The sequence below is a fragment of the Pseudactinotalea sp. HY160 genome (assembly GCF_009372055.1).
GTDB lineage: Bacteria > Actinomycetota > Actinomycetes > Actinomycetales > Beutenbergiaceae > HY158.
On sequence record NZ_WHMT01000019.1, the window covers coordinates 19,418 to 37,868 of the forward strand.

At 67.9% G+C, this 18,451-nt stretch carries 16 protein-coding genes; 15 read left to right on the forward strand and 1 reads right to left on the reverse strand.

Annotated features, from left to right (window positions below; all coding sequences use genetic code 11):
* The first annotated feature begins 62 nt into the window (after positions 1 to 62).
* From GCG21_RS13645 to GCG21_RS13710, 15 genes are all read left to right on the forward strand, one after another.
* Positions 63 to 794, forward strand: coding sequence for an HNH endonuclease family protein (locus GCG21_RS13645; protein WP_152910234.1), 732 nt, complete (start codon positions 63 to 65; stop codon positions 792 to 794).
* 118 nt (positions 795 to 912) lie between these two features.
* The gene (locus tag GCG21_RS13650; protein ID WP_152910235.1) at positions 913 to 1,995 is read left to right on the forward strand and encodes a hypothetical protein; all 1,083 of its coding nucleotides are present in this window, start codon (positions 913 to 915) and stop codon (positions 1,993 to 1,995) included.
* Between the two features lie 109 nt (positions 1,996 to 2,104).
* Positions 2,105 to 3,214 (forward strand): hypothetical protein, encoded by a 1,110-nt coding sequence (locus GCG21_RS13655; RefSeq protein ID WP_152910236.1) that lies wholly within the window; start codon positions 2,105 to 2,107, stop codon positions 3,212 to 3,214.
* An 85-nt stretch (positions 3,215 to 3,299) separates the two neighbouring features.
* The gene (locus GCG21_RS13660) at positions 3,300 to 3,716 is read left to right on the forward strand and encodes a hypothetical protein (RefSeq protein WP_152910237.1); all 417 of its coding nucleotides are present in this window, start codon (positions 3,300 to 3,302) and stop codon (positions 3,714 to 3,716) included.
* A 37-nt stretch (positions 3,717 to 3,753) separates the two neighbouring features.
* Positions 3,754 to 4,365, forward strand: a complete 612-nt coding sequence (locus tag GCG21_RS13665) for a hypothetical protein (RefSeq protein ID WP_152910238.1) — start codon at positions 3,754 to 3,756, stop codon at positions 4,363 to 4,365.
* Between the two features lie 79 nt (positions 4,366 to 4,444).
* Positions 4,445 to 4,978, forward strand: coding sequence for a hypothetical protein (locus GCG21_RS13670; protein ID WP_152910239.1), 534 nt, complete (start codon positions 4,445 to 4,447; stop codon positions 4,976 to 4,978).
* A 201-nt stretch (positions 4,979 to 5,179) separates the two neighbouring features.
* Positions 5,180 to 8,257 (forward strand): hypothetical protein, encoded by a 3,078-nt coding sequence (locus GCG21_RS13675; RefSeq protein ID WP_152910240.1) that lies wholly within the window; start codon positions 5,180 to 5,182, stop codon positions 8,255 to 8,257.
* Between the two features lie 355 nt (positions 8,258 to 8,612).
* A complete protein-coding gene (locus GCG21_RS13680; RefSeq protein WP_152910241.1) occupies positions 8,613 to 9,419 on the forward strand; it encodes a hypothetical protein in 807 nt (268 codons plus the stop codon).
* A 217-nt stretch (positions 9,420 to 9,636) separates the two neighbouring features.
* On the forward strand, positions 9,637 to 10,875 hold the full coding sequence (locus GCG21_RS16360; RefSeq protein WP_194165104.1) for a hypothetical protein: 1,239 nt from the start codon (positions 9,637 to 9,639) through the stop codon (positions 10,873 to 10,875).
* A gap of 363 nt (positions 10,876 to 11,238) precedes the next feature.
* Positions 11,239 to 14,307 carry a hypothetical protein gene (locus GCG21_RS13695; protein WP_152910244.1) on the forward strand — a complete coding sequence of 1,023 codons (3,069 nt, stop codon included), beginning with the start codon at positions 11,239 to 11,241 and terminating at the stop codon, positions 14,305 to 14,307.
* 170 nt (positions 14,308 to 14,477) lie between these two features.
* The gene (locus GCG21_RS16365; RefSeq protein WP_194165105.1) at positions 14,478 to 14,636 is read left to right on the forward strand and encodes a hypothetical protein; all 159 of its coding nucleotides are present in this window, start codon (positions 14,478 to 14,480) and stop codon (positions 14,634 to 14,636) included.
* Between the two features lie 102 nt (positions 14,637 to 14,738).
* On the forward strand, positions 14,739 to 15,572 hold the full coding sequence (locus GCG21_RS13700; RefSeq protein WP_194165106.1) for a class E sortase: 834 nt from the start codon (positions 14,739 to 14,741) through the stop codon (positions 15,570 to 15,572).
* 12 nt (positions 15,573 to 15,584) lie between these two features.
* On the forward strand, positions 15,585 to 15,740 hold the full coding sequence (locus tag GCG21_RS16370) for a hypothetical protein (RefSeq protein WP_194165107.1): 156 nt from the start codon (positions 15,585 to 15,587) through the stop codon (positions 15,738 to 15,740).
* 43 nt (positions 15,741 to 15,783) lie between these two features.
* Positions 15,784 to 16,248, forward strand: a complete 465-nt coding sequence (locus tag GCG21_RS13705; protein WP_152910246.1) for a hypothetical protein — start codon at positions 15,784 to 15,786, stop codon at positions 16,246 to 16,248.
* An 83-nt stretch (positions 16,249 to 16,331) separates the two neighbouring features.
* A complete protein-coding gene (locus tag GCG21_RS13710) occupies positions 16,332 to 16,523 on the forward strand; it encodes a hypothetical protein (protein WP_152910247.1) in 192 nt (63 codons plus the stop codon).
* A 153-nt stretch (positions 16,524 to 16,676) separates the two neighbouring features.
* Here GCG21_RS13710 and GCG21_RS13715 read toward each other — a convergent pair whose 3' ends face one another.
* Entirely contained in the window at positions 16,677 to 18,443 is a 1,767-nt protein-coding gene (locus GCG21_RS13715; protein WP_152910248.1) for a hypothetical protein, read from the reverse strand.
* Positions 18,444 to 18,451: the final 8 nt, after the last annotated feature.

Consider the following 18,451-nt stretch of genomic DNA (forward strand, 5'->3'; position numbering starts at 1 on the left):
CGGCCCACGCTCGTTGTCATTGGTTCACGCTGGCGGGGCGGTGAATCGGCGTCGCCGCACACATGACCGGTATGCGCTCCAACGTCTCCGCCGGCAAGATCCTCGGCACCATCCTGATCCTGGTCCTCGCGTTCTTCTACGCCAACTCCCGCGGACTCATCCAGCCGCTGCAGGACGCGGTCAGCCACGCTGCCTCCGGTGAGACTTCCATCGAGGTGCCGGGACCGTTCGAGGGTGACATCGACGCCACCGAAGCAGCGGACCGGTTCGAGCAGATCACCATCGAGGGGCTACAGCCGATCACCTACGACCGGGAAGGCCAGTTCGGGCGCGCCTGGATGGACGTGGACGGCAACGGCTGCGACACCCGCAACGACATCCTCGCCCGGGACCTGACCAGCATCACCCTCGACGACGACGACTGCACGGTCCTGACCGGCACCCTCCTGGACCCCTACACCGGCAAAACCATCGACTTCGAGCGCGGGGTACGCACCTCCTCCAAGGTGCAGATCGACCACATCGTCCCCCTGCACCGGGCAGCCCAGTCCGGTGCCCTCGACTGGGACCAGGACACCCGTGAGGCGTTCGCCAACGACCCCATCAACCTCATCGCCTCCGACGGCCCCGCGAACATGTCCAAGGGTGACCGGGGCCCCGGCGACTGGCTGCCCGCCAATGAGGCGTTCCACTGCGACTACGTTGCCGCCTACGTCAGCGTCATCGACACCTACGACCTGGCGATGCCCGCAGGCGATGCCCGGGCCGCGCAAGAAGTCCTCGCCACCTGCTGACCTGCACTGGCTGACCTGCACTGGCTGACCTGCACTGGCTGCACTTGCCGAACGGGCCGGTTGGGCATCTTCTGCCCGGCGGATCACCGAACCGGGCGCGCCGCACACACCAGTAGGTGTGAAGAAACGAAACCCCACCACCCTCGCCCTCGTCGGTGTCCTCGCCTTCGGCGGACTGGCCGGCACCGGCGCAACCATCGACGGGCTCCGAAAGGCCCAGCACGAGCAACAGGTCACCGCCGAAGCCGACGCCGTCACCGCCATCTCCCAGACCCGCGCGTCAGGCCGTGAGTCCATGGCCGCCGACGCCCAGGACTGGATCGAGGAGCAGATCGCGGAGGCCACCAAGGCCCGCGACGAGGCGATCACTCCCGCCGAGAAGACCCTGGCCGAGACCAAGGGCAAGGTCGCCGACAAGGAGACCCGCACCAAGCTCGCCGACGCCATCGCCTCCGCCGAGAAGCAGTCGACGATCCCCGGCATCGAGAGCGCCACTACCAAGGTGATCGCCGCCGAGAAGAAGGTCGCCGAATCGCACGAGGCGTGGAAGAAGGCCGAGAAGGAGCGCAAGGAGGCCGAGGCAGCCGCCAAGCGCAAGGCCGAGCAGGAGGCTGCGGCCCGCGCCAGTGCCTCCGCGTATTCGCCTGCGAGCCGGTCCGCATCGTCGGGCTCCTCCTCGCAGTCCGGCACGTCGAACAACAGTAAGTCCAGCGCAGGTAAATCCAGCGCAGGCAAGTCCAACTCCGGTAAGTCGAGTGGGGGTAAATCCAATTCGGGTTCCTCGAAGCCGAAGGCACCATCGGGCGGGTACAAGTCCCGAATCGCCGGGATCCTCAGCACCTACGGCTGCGGCGGTGCAGGCATCAGCATCGACGACCCGCGCATGGGCAAGGGCGCGAACGGGACCGCCGACTGGTACAACAACACGGTCCTGATCCGTTCGGGCCTGACCGGCCGGCTCAACTACGTCGTCGCCCACGAGTGCGTCCACCTGAAGCAGTACCGCATCTACGGCGGGAACCTGGACGCCCTGCAGGCCGACATGAACCGCATCTACGGCGGCACCGGGTTCTCCGGCCTGGAGCAGAACGCCGACTGCGTCACCCGCCGCTGGGGAATCAGCCAGTACCACTACACGACTTCCTGTGGCGGTGCCCGAGGCAAGGCCGCTGCAGCCATCGCCGGGGGCAGCAAGCCCTGACCCGATCCGACTGAACCTGCTCCCGGAATCTGCCCCCGAATCTTCTCGGCAAGCACCCCCGATCCGTCCTGGGTCGGGGGTGCTCGTTTTCCCCGCACACACCATCGGCATGAGCATCCACAGCCGCAACCGTCAGCCCGCCGGTCGTCCCACCGGTGGCCAGTTCGCCCAGGAGGCCCGAGCCGCCGCCGGGCTGTCCCTGCGGGACGCCGACCCCGATACCGACGGGCACGATGTCGATGGGTTCGATGTCGATGGGTACCGGGAGCAGGAAGACTGGCAGTTCAGCCTCTTGACCGGGCCCGGCGGTGACGCCCTCAGCCCCGACGACTTCGAGGCGCACATCGTCGATGTCTACGAGTACCTCGATCAGCGGTCGCGTGGGAGTGTGTGGCGTTCCACGTTCGGGGACAACTGGACCAGCGAAGACGCCCGCCAGGACGCGGTGGAGGAGATGCTGGCCCGCGCGAAGCGGAACGGGCACGTCGCCGGCGTCAATACCGGGTACGCCCGCGGCTACCTCGCCGGCCTCGTCTCCCGCGGCGTGCAGGCGATGCGGGAGGGGAAGGACCCGAGCGACCACCTGAAGGTGAACTCGGCGCACATGAAGGCGTTCAACATCTACGCCGCCCAGGCCGACACCCTCGAAGCCGAACTGGGTCGCCCGCTCATGTGGCACGAGCGCGACAACCTCGCCGAGCAGGTCCGAGACGAATGGCCCGACCAGCGTCACCGTCCCAGTGTCGGCTTCCACCGGCCCATGCACGCCCAGTCCACCGATGCCGAAGAGTTCAACCCGGCAGCCTCCTCCACGGCCTCCGCCGAAGAGCTGTACTTCGATTCGCTCGCGGCCGGCGGGGAGGACACCGAGCGGGTGTTCAGTGCCCCGAAGCGCGGCGGTGGCGGTCGCAAGTACGGCTGGAATGCGATGTGCGAGGTGCGCGGCATCCCCAAGGCGGCCAACGGCTTCCTCAACAACCGGCAGGTCGCCTACTGCAAGGAGCACGTGCCCGAGACGAACGATGCCGTGCTGGACGCCCTGCAGGAGTGGGAGTCCGGCGGTCACAGTGAGCGGACCGAATCCCTGTTCCGCCCGTTCGGGGCCGCCTCCCAGTCTCACCGGGCACAGATCGCCGACCTGATGCGGGACATGCCGGATTCGGCCTCGCAGTTCTACACGCTGGCCCTGGCCGGTGCGACGAAGCGGAACTTCCAGTGACCAATACCCCGCTATTCGATGCTCCGATTCGCATGGGTGGGCCTGTGACCAGCACCGATGCGCGAATCCCGCACACACCGCTGACATGAGCAACTACATTCCCAGGCGTCAGCCCAAGGGGCAGCCCACCGGCGGCCAATTCGCTGAGACCGCGAAGGCCAGTCCAGGGCTGTCCCTGGGCCAGGACCCCCACTCAGGCGACCCGCTGCGCCCGAGCGGTGACGATTCCCGGCAGGTGCGTGAGCTCGCCAAGATCGCATCCCGGCCGGACGTGAGCGTGGCCGAACTGAACATGCTGCTCTCCCATGACCAGCCCCTGGTCGTGCGGGTGGCGGCGGCCCGGACCCCCTACCCGGGCGTGGCCGAGAAGGCGTCCTATGACCCGAGCCCGTACGTGCGTGCCCTCGCCCTCGAAGGATGGGACTTGTCAGAGGAGTCTCGTAGCCGCCTGTCCGCCGATCAGGGCGTCATGGGGCTGCTCTCGGTCGTCGGGCAGCCGTAGGGGCGGGCAGGTGGCTGCTCGCCGGGCTAGAACCCACATGACCACCCCACCGCACCCCCTCATTGGGCTGACCGGCTACAAGAAGGCCGGCAAGGACACTGTCGCCGAGATGCTCGGTGTCATCGCCGGATATGAACGGTACGCCTTCGCAGACGGAGTCCGGGAAGCGCTCTACACCCTCGACCCGCTGATCGGCGGGGAGAAGTCGCTTCGGGCCCTGGTCGACGCCTCCGGCTGGGACGCGGCGAAGCGGCACCGTATCTACGGTCCCGAGGTCACTCGCCTCATGCAGGTCCTCGGGACCGAGGTCGGCCAATCCTTCTTCGGCAAGGGCGCATGGATTCAGGTGCTCGCCTCGGAACTGGACAGTGCCGGCGGGCCATCCACGGCCCACCCGGTCGTGGTCACCGATGTGCGTTACGCCCATGAGGCGCAGTGGCTCATCGACAACGGTGGCCTGATCTGGCGTGTGGAACGCCCCGGCACCGGACCGGTCGGCACCCACTCCTCGGAGAGGCCGCTCGATGAGAAGTACGTGCATCGGCGCATCCCCAACGACTCCACCCGGTCGGCCCTGTCGCTGCAGATCGCGGCGGCGTTGGAGCACGCACCGGTCATGGCCGCACACCCTGCCGCGGCTGCTGCATAACAACCAGCCGCATTCAAGCAGCCGCATTCACCCGTTCAGCTTCATCTCTTCGACACAGAAACCAGAAGGAGGCCCACCGATGGGCGCACTCATCATCACCCACGACGAGCACGGCAATAGCCAGGTGCTCGAACCGGACCGGGAGTTCGCTCTGGTCCTGGGGGACCGGACCATCCTGGCCGACACCCGCACCGACCTCATCGAGGCCCTCAACCCCGGCTACGCCGACCTGCTCGCCGGTCCGAACGGCCAGCGGGAAGCCGCCTGGTCCCGGTACACGTTCCTGCTCGGCGCGGCCGACGCACTCGCCTCCACCGTCCTGGCCGCGATGGTCAACGCCGGTGACGTCGAGATCACCGCGCTCAGTGAGGACGAACTGAACTTCATCATCCCGCCCGACCGCATCCAGGCCCGCCCGTTCATCGGCAACTGGACCTCGCGGGTCCCGCTGGTGGCGCTGCGCAGCGACTACGCGCCCTTCACTGATGTCCCGGAGCCGACCGGCAACGTGAAGTTCTTGGATCCCTCGAACGAGACCACGTTCATCGACTCGCTCGTGGAGGCCGGTATCGCCCACTTCATGGTCAACGAGTCCGCCCAGGTCGCCGCATGAGGAAGGCAGCGCATCGTCCCCGTGACGGCCCGGGCCGGCAGGGCTGGCAGCCTCTCAGGGCCGGTCGGTCAGCTGCACATATCTGTGTGGGCCCGTCTACGCATGGGCCTGTTTGGACCCGTCTACGCATGGGTCTTCAGCGGAGGCACCACAACCGTCTCCGTCTCTTGCAAGAGAAGTATCAACAGAAGGGATTCAACCGTGACGGTTGATTCGACCAAGTCCGGGCGTAGCCCCGGCAACCACTCCCAGAAGGGGTGGCTGGCCCGTACGGGCCATAAGGCGGCGGCGATGTTCGGCGTCGCTGCTCTCCTCGGTGCCGGCACGGTGGGAATGATCTCCGGTCCGGCGTCGGCGAAGGATGCCTGGACCGGTCAGACGACCGGCTGGGACCGCGGCGCTGGCGAGGTCACGGGCGGAGGGAACTACTTCGGGAACTTCCAGGACTCCGCTGGGCACCGCGCCGTCTGCGGTGTCGATGGCTACACCTTGGGCCCCGGCCCCGGAAACCGCCCTACGACCTACTCGGCCCCGAGCGTGATCACCAGCTTCACGCCCGAGAGCATGCGGAATGCTGACGGGACTCGCGGCTTCACCGGTAGCCCCGTCACTGGCGACACGCTCGCCGAGATCGCCTACATCATGAGCGAGTTCGCCGACACCGGAGACAAGGTCGAGGCCGCCGCATCCGAACTGGCGATCTACCGTCACTCCGGCGTGGAGCAGGCGTGGACGACTAGCATCGTCGCGGGTGCCTCGGCCCGTGCAGACGAGATGATCTCCGCGGCCCAGTCGAAGGCAGGCCCGTACACGGTGCCCAAGCCGAGCGTGAACCTCGCCTCGGATGGACGTACCGGCCTGGTGACCGGGATCGGCGCGAAGTCCGACCGCAGTGGCGACTGGCTCGCCGGTTACGACTTCACGGCGTCCATCAGTGGCCCGGCCACCTGGGACGACAACGGTTCGCAGTCCTTGACCGGCACCACGACCGGCTCGGGTGCCTCCTTCGGGATCACCTCGACCGGCAATGGCCCGGTGAAGGTGAAGGTGACCGTCTCCGGTCTGCCGTCCAGCCAGGTGTTCGAGATGACCCCGCTTGATGGGCCCGAGGGCCAGTCCCAGCGCCTGTTCGCGGCCGGGATCACCCAGGACCTGCAGAACGAGGGCGACCCGTTCGACATGGCCTTCGACTTCCAGCCGACGATTACCACCGAGGTGTCCAACCGGTACATCTCCGCCGGTGACAGCTTCGATGACAATGTGACCGCAGGTGTGGATGGTGACCCGTGGGTCGAGGGCGTCTCCGTCCTGGCCGAAGGCACCCTGTATGGCCCCTTCTCCACCCCGCAGGCCGAGTCCGCCCAGGCACCCGCGGACGCCCCGGTGGCAGGGACCGACGAGCTCACCTTCGATGGCCCGGGCACCCAGACCGCCGGTGGTGACATCACCGCCAGCGCCAGTGGCTACTACACGTGGGTGTGGACCATCGACAAGGACAGCCAGTCCGCGGTGACCCAGAAGTTCATCCGGGACTCCTTCACCGACGGGTTCGGTATCGCGGCCGAGTCGATGATCGTCCGGGCCACCCCGACCATCACGACCGAGCGTGAATCCGAGATCATCGACACCCCCGGGGACGTGACCCTGCGCGACACGGTCACCCTGTCCCTGGCGGACGGTCAGGACTGGCCGGTCGACTTCGACGGGTCCAGCGCGGTCATCGAGGCCACCGGTGAGGTCTACTACTCGACCACCCCGTTCGCCCAGGCCGCTGCCGGTGAGGCCGTGCCCGGTGAGAACGTCGGCACCGCCGACCTGACCTTCACCGAGGCCGGAGACCAGGTGGCTGAGGCCGCCCTGAACAACGGCGGCAAGCCCGGGTTCTACACGTGGGTGTGGACCATCGACCAGTCGAACCTGTTCGACGGCTACACGACCCCCTCCTGGGAGCTCGTGGAGACCACCACGGTCCGTCACATCGACCTCACCCACGAGTCGATGACCCGCGAGTACAACGTGGTCCCCGGTGGGCGCGCGTTCGACTCGATCACCATCGGCGGCGTCCCCGGCTACCACGGCGACTACACCGGTGACGTGGACGGCTGGGAGGCCGACAACACCACGGCGAACGTGACCCTGTACGGGCCGCTCGACGAGGCCCCCGCCACCGCTGAGGTGCCCGCGGACGCCCCGGCGTTCTGGACCAAGGACGTGCCGTTCGAGAACGGCCGCTTCCAGGTCGGTTACGACGAGGACGACCCGATCGTGCTGGACGACGAGGGCTACTACGTCTTCGTCTACTCCTACGACGGTGACGCCCGCATCGCCCCGTTCTCCTCGGACTTCAACGACGTCCTGGAGCGCGTGTACGTGCCGGGCACCCCGACGCCGGAGCTCCCGGCCGAGGTCATCACCCGCGCCACCCCGTCGGTCCCGGTGGGTACCCCGTTCAACGACGAGGCCCACGTGAGCGGCAACGTGCCGGAGGGTGCCACGCTCACCTTCGACCTGTTCAAGGGACCGTTCGAGCTCGATGAGGCCGGCAAGTGCGTCGTGCCCGCCGAGGAAGACGCCGAACTGGTCGCCTCCTTCGAGGCCATCGAGGTGGACGGACCGGGCGTGTACGCCTCCGAGGAGTACATCTCGGATGAGGCCGCGTGCTTCTTCTGGGTCGAGACCCTCTACGGCCCGGACGGCGACGAGATCCACAAGGGCAAGTTCGGTCAGCCGGGCGAGACCACCAAGGTCTACGAGCCGGAGCGTGAAATCGGCGTGGTCACCCAGCTCGGCCACGACGGTGACCAGGAGTCCGGCCCGGTCGTCGGCGACAACATCTGGGACGAGGTGACCATCGAAGGTGACATCAAGGAAGGCGACTACACCATCGTCGACCTGTTCACCTGGGAGGACGGCGAGTCCCCGGTCTGCACCAGCCCGGTGTGGTCCTCGGACAAGATCGAGCTCGTCGAGGGCACGACCGTCTACGAGACCGGCGAGTTCACCACCGAGGACGCCAAGGTCCACGGGTTCGTCGAGACCACCTACGACCGCGATGGCAACATCCTGTCGAAGGGTGAGTGCGGTGAGCCGGACGAGACCATCACCGTGACCAACGGTGGCGGTGGGGACACCGGTGCCGGCGTCGGCGACCAGGGCGAGGAGATGCAGGTCACGGGTGCCCAGGTGGGTATCGGTGCCGGTATCGCGGTCCTGCTCGCTGCGGCCGGTGTGGCGCTGCGGCTCGTGGGTCGCCGCCGGGAAACACCCAGCCAGATCTAGACAATCGGCTAGGGTGAATCCACCCCCCTGATGGGCGCGGCCCGGGAATCGTCAAGGTTCCCGGGCCGCGCTCGGTGTGTGCAAGACCCCTTTCCGGTCGTAGGAGTAGTTCAGGCCGAAGGGGCAGGGCAGTAGAGGGCACGCCGTCGGGGAGCAGGGCAATAGGGGAGCAGGGGTGCGTCTACGCATGGGGCCAGGTGACAGGGGCAATCCCGCCCGAACCAGCGCCCGGCATTCACGAAGGTCAGCAGCGATGAGAGGACAGGTAGCGATGGGGGAGCAGGACATGACGGCAGGTAGCAGGCGGCGGTGGTTCACCCCGACTCTGCCGAAGCTGGCGGTCGCATTCGTGGCCGTGGTCGCCGTGGTGGTCGGGGCCGTGCTGACGGTGCAGTCACTGCGTGCCAGCGCCCTCGAACAGTCCAGCCGGAGCCTGGACCAGGCGGTCGCTGCGGCCGAGGGGTTCAGGGATGGCCTGGGCGCGGACACCGACCCCACGGGCGAGCAGGTGCGTGACTCGCTGGAGGCGGGCAAGGCCCTCACCGGGACGGACGATTACGACCGGCGGGGAGAGGTGGATGAGGCTGCCGAGAACCTGCGCGACCTCACTGCCCGGGCCCGCGTGGCGCTCCTGGACGGGGCGAAGGCGTCCCTGGCTGCCGGCATCGAGGAGGCGGAGGCGATCATCGACCTCGCCGGCGGACACATGGACGACCCGGGCCCGGAGCGAATCAACGACCTGGACGAACTGTTCACCCAGGCCGAGCAGGTCTCGGGCACCGACGACTACGACCAGATCAGGGAACTGGCTGACCTCACCGGCCAGATCGACGCGCAGGCCACCTACCTGGCCGCGATCATCCTGCGTTTCGATGCTGCGGCACTCGATGAGGCACTCGAAGCCGGTCACGGTGTCGGCACGTGGAGGGATGACGCCCTGAACGATGCCCGCAAGCGTGCCAAACAGGACCGGGACAAGGCGGTGGACAACGCCGTCGCCACCGACATCACGGACCGGCGGGAGGCCACCGATGCGCTGAACGTCGAGGTCGAACGGGCCATTGCCGAGGAGGAGGCCCTGGCGGAGAAGGCTGCCCAGGACCGGGCCGACTGGCAGGCGGAGATGGACGAGCTCTACGGGTACGACCGGGATAGCCAGTGACCAGTGCTGTGGGCCCGCGCTGCGCGGGCACGGTAACGAAGATCACGGCCCCTCCGGCGTCATCGCCACTGGGTCTGGGGCGTCTGTCTCGGTGGAAGGTGTGGCATCGGTCGTCTCGTGCCGCACACGTGACTGAGTGAGTACTTGACGCCCACCCGAACGCTCATATGCAGCGCAGGAGGCCGCCAACCAGCCATCCCGAGAGGAACCACCCACCATGTCCGACCCGACCCAGACCGATCCGGCCCAGACCGATCTGTCCGAGACCGGCCTGTCCGAGACTCAGACCGATCCAGTTCAGGCTGACCCCAGTAGCGACCCCCGTGCCGACACCGGTATCGGTCAGCCCCCGGCGAAGCGTGCCCGCTTCCTCGCCTCGACGAAGTCGAAGGTCATCGCCGGCGTCGCCGCAGCCGCCCTCGTCCTCGCACTCGGTGGCGGGGCACTCGCCTATATCAACGACAAGAACACGAAGCGCGACGCGCAGATCGCGGCCCAGGCTGAGGCCGACCGGCAGGCCAGCGAGATGGTGGAGGCCGCCGGCGAACTCGTCGAGGCCACGAATGCGGCGAAGGCTGCCGCCAGTGACGCCGATGGTCACCTGTCGAAGGAAGATCAGGCCCTGCTCACCGGCATCAACTCGCTCATCGCCGAGGCCGGCCCGCTTCAGTACACCTCCGACTACGCCGACCTGGGTGAGATCACGGCCCTGACCGGCGAACTGGAGGATGCGACCGGTGAGTTGGAGGACGCGGTCCGCGACTTCGACAACGGCGAGCTCACGGAGGCGATCAAGTCCGCCGAGAAGCGACTGAAGGAGTCGAAGGACAAGGTCGCCGATGACGAGGTGCGCGGGAAGCTGTCGGCCGCGATCTCTGAGGCGAAGCAGGTCGGATCGGACGCCGAGCTCGACGACATCCGGGGCGCGACCAAGTCCGTCACCGATGCTGCCGCGAAGGTGAAGAAGTCGCAGGACGCCTACGCCAAGGCCGAGCAGGAGAAGAAGGAGAAGGCCGAGAAGGAGCGTCAGGCTGCCGCTGGCAATTCCTCGACGTCTGGGCAGTCCTCGTCTGGCCCTTCCTCTCCGGCGTCCACCGGGACCTCGAACCAGTCGTCCTCGTCGTCCAGTAGCTCCTCGTCTTCCTCCTCCCAGCCGAAGCCGAAGCCGAACAAGCCCGCCCCGAAGCCCAAGCCGGCCCCGGCCCCTAAGCCGAAGCCCAAGCCGCAGCCTTCGGGCCTGAGCGCGGGTGCCGCGAAGTCGGCCATCGCCGGCCTCTCGAACGGTTCGTCCGGCTGCGCGACCCTGAAGGCGTACTACGCCGACACCGCCGAGAGTCTTCGTTTCTGGGCCAACGACTTCAAGGCCAGCCAGGCCCCGCTCGCGGTGAAGTTCACCTACATCGGGCCCGGCTCGAACGGAACCCAGGGCATCAACGGGATGATCTGCAACTCCTGACCCACGCGGCCCGAACTGCTGATGTCACTGGCGGTGATGGTGCTAGCGGTGGTCATGGTGGAGAGAGTCTGAGTGGCGGAATGCCGGTCGTCTTCGACTGGCTGAGCGGCTGAGGTTCTGGCTGTCATCGTCACGCCTGCCAGGTGTGCGGCCCCAACCCATCAGCGACACGGGCCCATCAGCGACACGGGCCCATCAGCGACACGGGCCCATCGACGACACGGGCTCGCTGGTGACACGGGCTCGCTGGTTCAGGTCGGGTGTGGCGGGAGTCTCGGGTTCCCGCACACACAGGTGGTGGACGTGTGTTCGCGCGTCCACCACCTCCCTGTGTTGCAGGGCGCACCGAAGGAGCACAACCCCTTGAAGACCCCCACGAAGGCGAGCCGGATCGCAGCAGCGACTGCCGCGGCCTCCCTGCTCATCGCCGCCAACGCGACAGCATCCTGGGCAGGTGAACCCCCGGCCGAGACCGAAGATGTCGTCACGGCTGATGCGCCCGACCCGGGCGAGGAAGACCACTCCGAAGAAGCCCAGTCCGAGGAAGACCAGGCCACCGACGAGCCCGCTGCCAATGAGCCTGCCGACAACGAGGCCGGCGGCGATGAGCCCGCTGGCGTTGACCAGGATGACTCGGGTGACCAGCCCGATGCAGGCGAGTCGGATGTGAGCCAGTCGGATGCAGGCCAGGCCGAGGATCCGGCCAGCGACCCTGCCGATGAAGACCCTGCCGATGAGGATCCGGCCCGTGAAGATGCTGCCGATGAAGAGGCGAGCGGCGATGACGAGGATCCCTCGGTGAAGGAGCCCCAGGCCCCGGCGGCCAGCACCCCACAGCAGGCCCACTCTCAGGAGGCCCAGCAGCAGAACCAGGCCCAGCAGAGCCAGGCTCAGGGCTCTCCGCGTGCTGCCGCGGCGAAGGCCGATTTCGACTTGGCCGGGACGAAGGCGAAGCTGCTCGCCGAGCGTGACCGCCTGGGTCACCGCAACTACCAGACCGGGGATTCGTGCTCGCTCAGCCAGGTGCTGTGGACCACCAACGACGCGGAGACGATGATTGCGGTCGGTCCTGGCTTCAAGGAGTACGACGCGATCATTGCCCCGACGGAGACGGTCCGCATCGAGATGAGCATTGGCCGGCCCCCGGGCGGGACGATGGACACGATGGAGATCGCGGTCTACCTGTGCACCCCGGCGATCACGCCGAAGGCTCCGACGTTCGATGATGTCGATGGTGACCAGGACACGATCACGATCCCGTCCCAGTCCGGTGTCTCCTACGAGCTCGACGGGGTGCCGGTCGATGCCGGGACCTACCCGGTCGCATACGGGTCCAGCCCGCAGGCGTTCGTGACCGTGACAGCCCATGCTGCCGGTGACCGGGAGTTGACCGGAACGACGTCGTGGGAGCGGGAGTTCGATGGCCGGACCACCGTGGCCACGCAGGCCGTGACGGGTCAGGACATGCCGGGCACCAGTCAGGACACGTTCACCGTTCCTGATGTCGAGGGCATCGTCTATGAGCTCGCGGGCTCCGAGGTCGACCCGGGCACGCACCAGGTGGACCTGTCCGCCTACGACGCCGCCACCGAGGAGGCCAACCTGGCCTTCACCGCGGTCCCGGCCAGCGCGTGGCACCGGCTCAGCGGTGAAACGTCCTGGACGGTGACGGCGACGCTGCGCACCCTCATCACCGCCGAGGTGGCCCCCACGTTCAACGAGCGTGACGGGCGCGATAACGACACGTTCGTCATCCCCGATGTCGAGGGCATCACCTACGAACTGGGCGGTTCGGTCATCGAGGCCGGGGAGTATTCGGTGGGCGATGAGATCGGGTACGGGTCGAACGACCTCGCTACGGCGCAGGTCACTGCCACGGTGGCCTCCGGCTACCGGCACCCGGGCGGCGACGTGCAGTCCTGGACGGGGGAGTTCGATTCCCGTCTCATCGCTGATGCCCCCAGCGCCCCGCAGTTCGAGGACGCCGACGGGTTCACCGGTGACACGGTGACCGTCCCGGAGACGAAGGGCGTGGACTACCTCATCGACGGTGAGGTCGTGACCGGGACCGTGAACGTCGGCCGCAACGCCGGCGGGCTCTATGACGTCGTGGTCGAGGCGCAGCCGCGTGAGGGCTACAAGATCCTGGACGGCCAGGACCGGTCCTTCACGGTGGAACTGGATTCGCGGGTGACCGCGGGCCAGCCGCAGGCTGCCACCAGTTCGGACCTGCCGGGTCACGACGAGGACGCCTACGTCGTCCCGGCCATCGACGGCATCGTGTTCACCATCGGTGGGATCGAGGTCGCACCGGGCAGCTACACCTTCGACGAGTCGGCCTACGACGCGGACACCGAGGTCGCCCACCTGGTGTTGACCGCGGGCCTGGCCGACAACACGAAGCTGCCCAGCGGGCTCGACCTGGCCGACTACGACCAGTCCGTGACGGCCACCCTGCGCACCGAGGTCTCGATTCCCGAGCCGGGGACCAGTGATGTCGACGGCATCGGCGATGACCGCATCAGCCTGCCCGACGCGGAAGGGGTCACCTGGCTCGTCAACGGCATCGAGGTGCCCGCGGGTGAGTTCGCCACCAGCGCCGACGACTACGACATGTTCGCCACGTACACGGTCCAGGCCGTCGCAGCCGATGGGTACGTGTTCGCCGGGCTGAACGAGACCGGGCCGGAGCAGTCGTTCACGTTCGACTCCCGTGTTGGTGCGGAGCCGCAGGCACCCACCGCCGAGGACGCCTCCGGTGGCACGTCCGACACATACACGGTCCCCGAAGTGGAAGGCGTCGACTACGTGGACGCCGAAGGGCAGATTGTCGAGGCCGGCACCTACATCGTGTTCGGGTACGGCCCGGACGGGACGGTCACGTTCGAGCTCACGGCCATCGCCCAGGACGGCTACCGTCTCGACGTCGATGGGGTCGAGGCCGTCAGCGTGGACTACTCGTTCACGTTCGACAACCTCACCCACGTCACCCCGGTCGCCCCCGAGTTCACCGACTCCGACGGCGCGGACCAGGACAGCTACACCGTCCCCGCCACCGCGGGCGTGGAGTACCTCATCGACGGGAACGTCGCCGAGGCCGGCACCTACCCGGGCAGTGGCACCGTGACCATCACGGCCCGCGCGCTCGACGGGTTCAAGGTCACTGGCACCAGTGAGTGGTCGTTCACGTTCGACCCCACCGCGGCCTCCACCGGTGATCCCGAGCAGGGCGGGCTGGAGTCGATGGATTCGACCGTGAGCACGTCCGTGAACCAGTCTGGGAACACGGCTGGATCCCCGCAGGCTGACATGTCCGGGGTGCCCACGGGTGCCGACGTGTCCTCCTCCGGGCTCATCGCCTTGGTGATGGGCGGCCTGGGCGGGGCACTGTTGGCGGTCCGCCGCAAGCTCACCGCAGGCCAGCAGCGATAGCCATCACCGAGCGGCAGCAACAGCCCACGCTGTGAGTGTGGGGGTGGCCCCGAGGTTCCGATTCGGTTCCTTGGGGCCACCCCCTCTGTCGTGTCCATGCAGGTCTCGCGTCCACGCAGGTCTCGTGTGCCATATGGGCATTTCAAGTCAAGACAAGGTAAAATCTGGGTATGGCAACCTACGACGCTTCCCTGACCGAGGGCGAAGACGGACCACAGCGTTCCGTCGTCATCGAAGCCCCCTCATTCGGCGCGGCCCTCCAAGAACTCACCACCCGACACGTCCCGGACGGCTGGCGCATCGACGACCTCGCCCTGCGCCCAATCTGACCGGCACCCAGTCTGACCAGCCCCGAGAAACCAACACCGGCTCATCCAGTACCGGGGGAGCCGACGAGCGGGCTGGCCTCCGGCTGGCGGGCTAGAACGTGTGTGACCACCGAACTGCAGTACCTCCTGAGCGAGCCACCCGAGCCCGAACCGGCGCATCAGCCGGCACCGAACCGGCCGTCCCGGAAGAAGACGGCCCAGAGGCAGTCGTCCCGAGGCCGTAGGCCACTTCGCCCGCTCACGGTCACCGGCGTCCTGTCCGAGCTGTTGCTGACCGCCGGGATCCTCTTGGGGCTGTTCATCGCCTGGCAGGTGTGGTGGACCGACGTGATCGCCGGTGCCGACCAGGATCAGGCCGTGGAGGCGTTCACCGCATCCGACACCTACGTCCCGCCCGTGCAGGCTCCCGCCGATGACGGCGACAAGGAGACCGGGCAGGCCCCGGAAGCCGCAGTGCCCAGCGTGCCCGCCAGTGCGTTCGCCACGATGCGGGTTCCCCGGTGGGGCAGTGACTACGTGATGCCGGTGGCCCAGGGTGTCGGTCTCGACGTGATCAACCGCATCGGCCTGGGGCACTACACCTCGACCGCCGAGCTCGGTCAGGAAGGCAACTTCGCCCTCGCCGGGCACCGCACCACCTACGGCCGGCCGCTGCACAACGTCCACACCCTGCGCGAGGGGGACGACCTCATCTTCGAGACCGACGACACCTGGTACGTGTACCGCGTCATCGGCCACCAGATCGTCCAGCCGACCCAGAACGAGGTGCTCGGGCCCGTCCCGCCCATCGCCGGAGCCAGTGAGGGAGGCCGCTACGTCACCTTGACGACCTGCCACCCGTTGTGGGGGATGAGTGAGCGGTACATCGTCTACGGCGAGCTCGATTACTGGCTCGACAAGGCCGACGGCACCCCCGACCAGGTCATCGAAAACTAGGAGACCCACCTCATGTACATCCGAATGTTCCGGGCATTGCCCGGCCCGGCGCTGGTGCGCGCCCTCATCGCCCTGGTCCTCATCGCCGCGGCTGTCGCGGCCCTGTTCCTGTGGGCGTTCCCCGCGATCGCACCGTACATGCCGTTCCAGCCGGACCCAGTCAGTTGAGGCCCAGTCAGTTGAGGCCCAGTCAGTTGAGAGAGGACTCCTGATGCCCACGTACGCGAAAGGAACCGAGGTCACCTCTTCTCGGTCACGGGAGGAGATCGAACGCACCCTCCTCCGGTATGGGGCCGACGCCTTCGCCTATGCGACGAGCCGCGAGCGGGCCATGGTCGAGTTCAGCGCGAATGGGCGCCGCATCAGGTTCCTGCTGCCGCTGCCAGACCCGAGCAGTCCCCAGTTCACACGCACCCCCACAGGCCGCGAACGGAGTGCCACCGCGGCCCGAGACGAGTGGGAGAAGGGCACCAGGCAGGCGTGGCGGTCCCTGGCGCTCCTGGTCAAGGCGAAGCTCGAAGCAGTCGAGTCCGGCATCGTCACCTTCGAGGCGGCATTCCTGGCGCACACGGTCCTGCCATCGGGGTCCACGGTGGCCGATGAGGTCGAACCGCAGATACGGGATGCATACGCCGGCGGTCAGGTTGCGCCCCTGCAGATCACGACCGGACCATGAACGTCCCTGATTGAGCACCCACCCGAGGAAGGTGGGGGTATGGCCTGTGGCGGGGAGCGAGGCTGGCCGCACACCGGGCGGGTATGGACATCGACACCCGCCACTTCATGCGCCGCGCCCTAGCCGTGAGCCTGCTCGTGCTCGCGGGGCTGGCCGTCTGGATCATCGCCGTCCCGAACCCGTCCCCGGATGGGCGCACGGTGCTCGCGTTCCTGGTGGCCGGGGTGGCCATCGTCTCCGCGTTCGGGGCTGGTGAAGACCGATCTCGCCAGTAGCGGTCGGTCTCGCCAGTAGCCGGCGGCGGGCGTGAAGGAGCCCCCACCGAGATCCGGCAGGGGCTCCTACTCTCACATTGTTAGAGTGCGTTCGAGCTCGTCACTGGTTGTCGGGCCAGCCCTGACACGTCATCCAGTCCCAGTCGCGGGAACTCAGTCCCACCAGAGCCGCCACGCCTTCTCTCCCGGCCGCCACGGCACCTCCACCAGGTCGAGGTTGTCCGGCTTGCGGGTCGCATCGTGCAGGCCGTAGGTGCCCTTCGCCTTGGCCAGCACCTCCTGCGGGCTCGCGTCGTCCTCACCGAAGATGTAGGCCGTGTCGGCGCTGAGACGCTCATCGGTGCGGTCCTGGCCGACGACGTAGCCTCCGAGCTCGACCTTGCCGGGGTGGGCGACCGTCGCCGCGAGCATCGTGGCCACAGTCGGACCGTCGTTCTGCCGCTCCTGGGCCAGGGCCTGCTCCGGGGCACCGGCAAGCACCTTCTGGGCCGCGTCCGACCCGAGGCCGGCGTAGGAGATGAGCCCGTTCGCGCCGTTCTGCCCGTCACGTCCGTCACTGGAGGAGTAGTAGTCGGCGGGGCAGTAGGTGGAGGAGGTGAACTGGCCCATCGCACCGGGCAGCACCTTGGCCGTCCAGCCCCGCTGGACCCCGTGGTCGGTCGTCTTTCCGGGCTCACGGTACTCACCGGCGTGGTCGGCGAGCATCGAGGCCATGTCGATGGTGCGTTCGTTCTCGGCGAGCACATGCACCGGCCCATCGGCGGAGACGGCCTCAGCGGTGCTCGTCCCAGTGCCAGTGCCCGAGCCAGTGCCCGTGGTGGATCCAGTGCCAGCGGTCGAACCAGTGCTGGTCCCGGAGCCCGTGGTGGATCCCGTGCCGGGGTCGGCCCCGGAGTGCGGGGTGGCGACCAGGCCGAGCGCCCGGGCCTTCGCGCGGACCGCCTGCGGGTCCTGGGCGGGCAGGGGAGCCTTGTGGCCTGCCGGGCAGGTGTGGGCGGCTCCTGCGGCCTTGTAGCGGCCACAGTCCTCACAGCGCTCCACGCCGACCCGCTCACCGCCCTTGACGAGCTTGTTGAACATGGCACCGGGGGTGCTGGAGGTCGTGACCGCCTTGTACACGTGCTTGGGCACCTTGTGGCCGTAGACCGACCCGTTGGTGGTCATCGTGGCCATCACGCCGGCGGCCTGGTTGTACCCGACGGAGGAGATCCACTGGGAGCGGACCCCCTGCATCCAGATACCCTGCTCGGCTATGCGCCGCTTACGCCGCTCGATCAGGTCACCGAACGACTGGGGCCGCATCGAGGCCGACCGCCCCTCCAGTGTCGCGGCCACGGCCTCACCGACCGCCACGCGGGCCGACCCGGCCGAGTCCATGCCCAGGGCGGTGGCCTCCCAGGAACCCGGGCCCGTCTTGGTGACCCGCACCCACGTCTGCACGTCCCCGTTCGGCAGCGAGGCCGAGACCGGCACGTCGAAGGTGGCATCCCCATTCTCGGAAGAGAACCGGTGCAGGGCCGTCCGGGAGGGCATCCGCACCGCGACCCCGCCGGTCGAGTAGGCCATTCGGTGGGTGCGCCGGTGCCCGCTCATCGCATGACCGCGGGTGCGGCCCGGGGTGTAGTCGTCCGGCATCTGAAGGTAGCCACCGGATTCGTCGTATTCGGCCTGCACGAAGTGGGTGTCCCACCACTGGGCACGCTTGGCGGTCGTCGAAGGGGAGACCACGGCAGCGGTGGCGACCCCGGGCACATACCCTTCGTCCTCCAAGAGTCGGGCGCGCTCGGACAGCAGGTCCTCACCCACAGGCCGGTACCCGAGCAGGGACAGGCCCGCGGCACGCTTCTGGTCTTCGGTCCACTGCCCGCCGACAGGGACGCCCTTCGGCTGACGAGGCTGAATCGTGTGATGGTTGCTCATGCCCCACA

Coding starts and splice junctions, on each gene's coding strand:
- GCG21_RS13645 (WP_152910234.1), top strand. CDS start 63: ATGACCGGTATGCGCTCCAACGTCTCCGCCGGCAAGATCCTCGGCACC.
- GCG21_RS13655 (WP_152910236.1), top strand. CDS start 2,105: ATGAGCATCCACAGCCGCAACCGTCAGCCCGCCGGTCGTCCCACCGGT.
- GCG21_RS13660 (WP_152910237.1), top strand. CDS start 3,300: ATGAGCAACTACATTCCCAGGCGTCAGCCCAAGGGGCAGCCCACCGGC.
- GCG21_RS13665 (WP_152910238.1), top strand. CDS start 3,754: ATGACCACCCCACCGCACCCCCTCATTGGGCTGACCGGCTACAAGAAG.
- GCG21_RS13670 (WP_152910239.1), top strand. CDS start 4,445: ATGGGCGCACTCATCATCACCCACGACGAGCACGGCAATAGCCAGGTG.
- GCG21_RS16360 (WP_194165104.1), top strand. CDS start 9,637: ATGTCCGACCCGACCCAGACCGATCCGGCCCAGACCGATCTGTCCGAG.
- GCG21_RS16365 (WP_194165105.1), top strand. CDS start 14,478: ATGGCAACCTACGACGCTTCCCTGACCGAGGGCGAAGACGGACCACAG.
- GCG21_RS16370 (WP_194165107.1), top strand. CDS start 15,585: ATGTACATCCGAATGTTCCGGGCATTGCCCGGCCCGGCGCTGGTGCGC.
- GCG21_RS13705 (WP_152910246.1), top strand. CDS start 15,784: ATGCCCACGTACGCGAAAGGAACCGAGGTCACCTCTTCTCGGTCACGG.
- GCG21_RS13710 (WP_152910247.1), top strand. CDS start 16,332: ATGGACATCGACACCCGCCACTTCATGCGCCGCGCCCTAGCCGTGAGC.
- GCG21_RS13715 (WP_152910248.1), bottom strand. CDS start 18,443: ATGAGCAACCATCACACGATTCAGCCTCGTCAGCCGAAGGGCGTCCCT.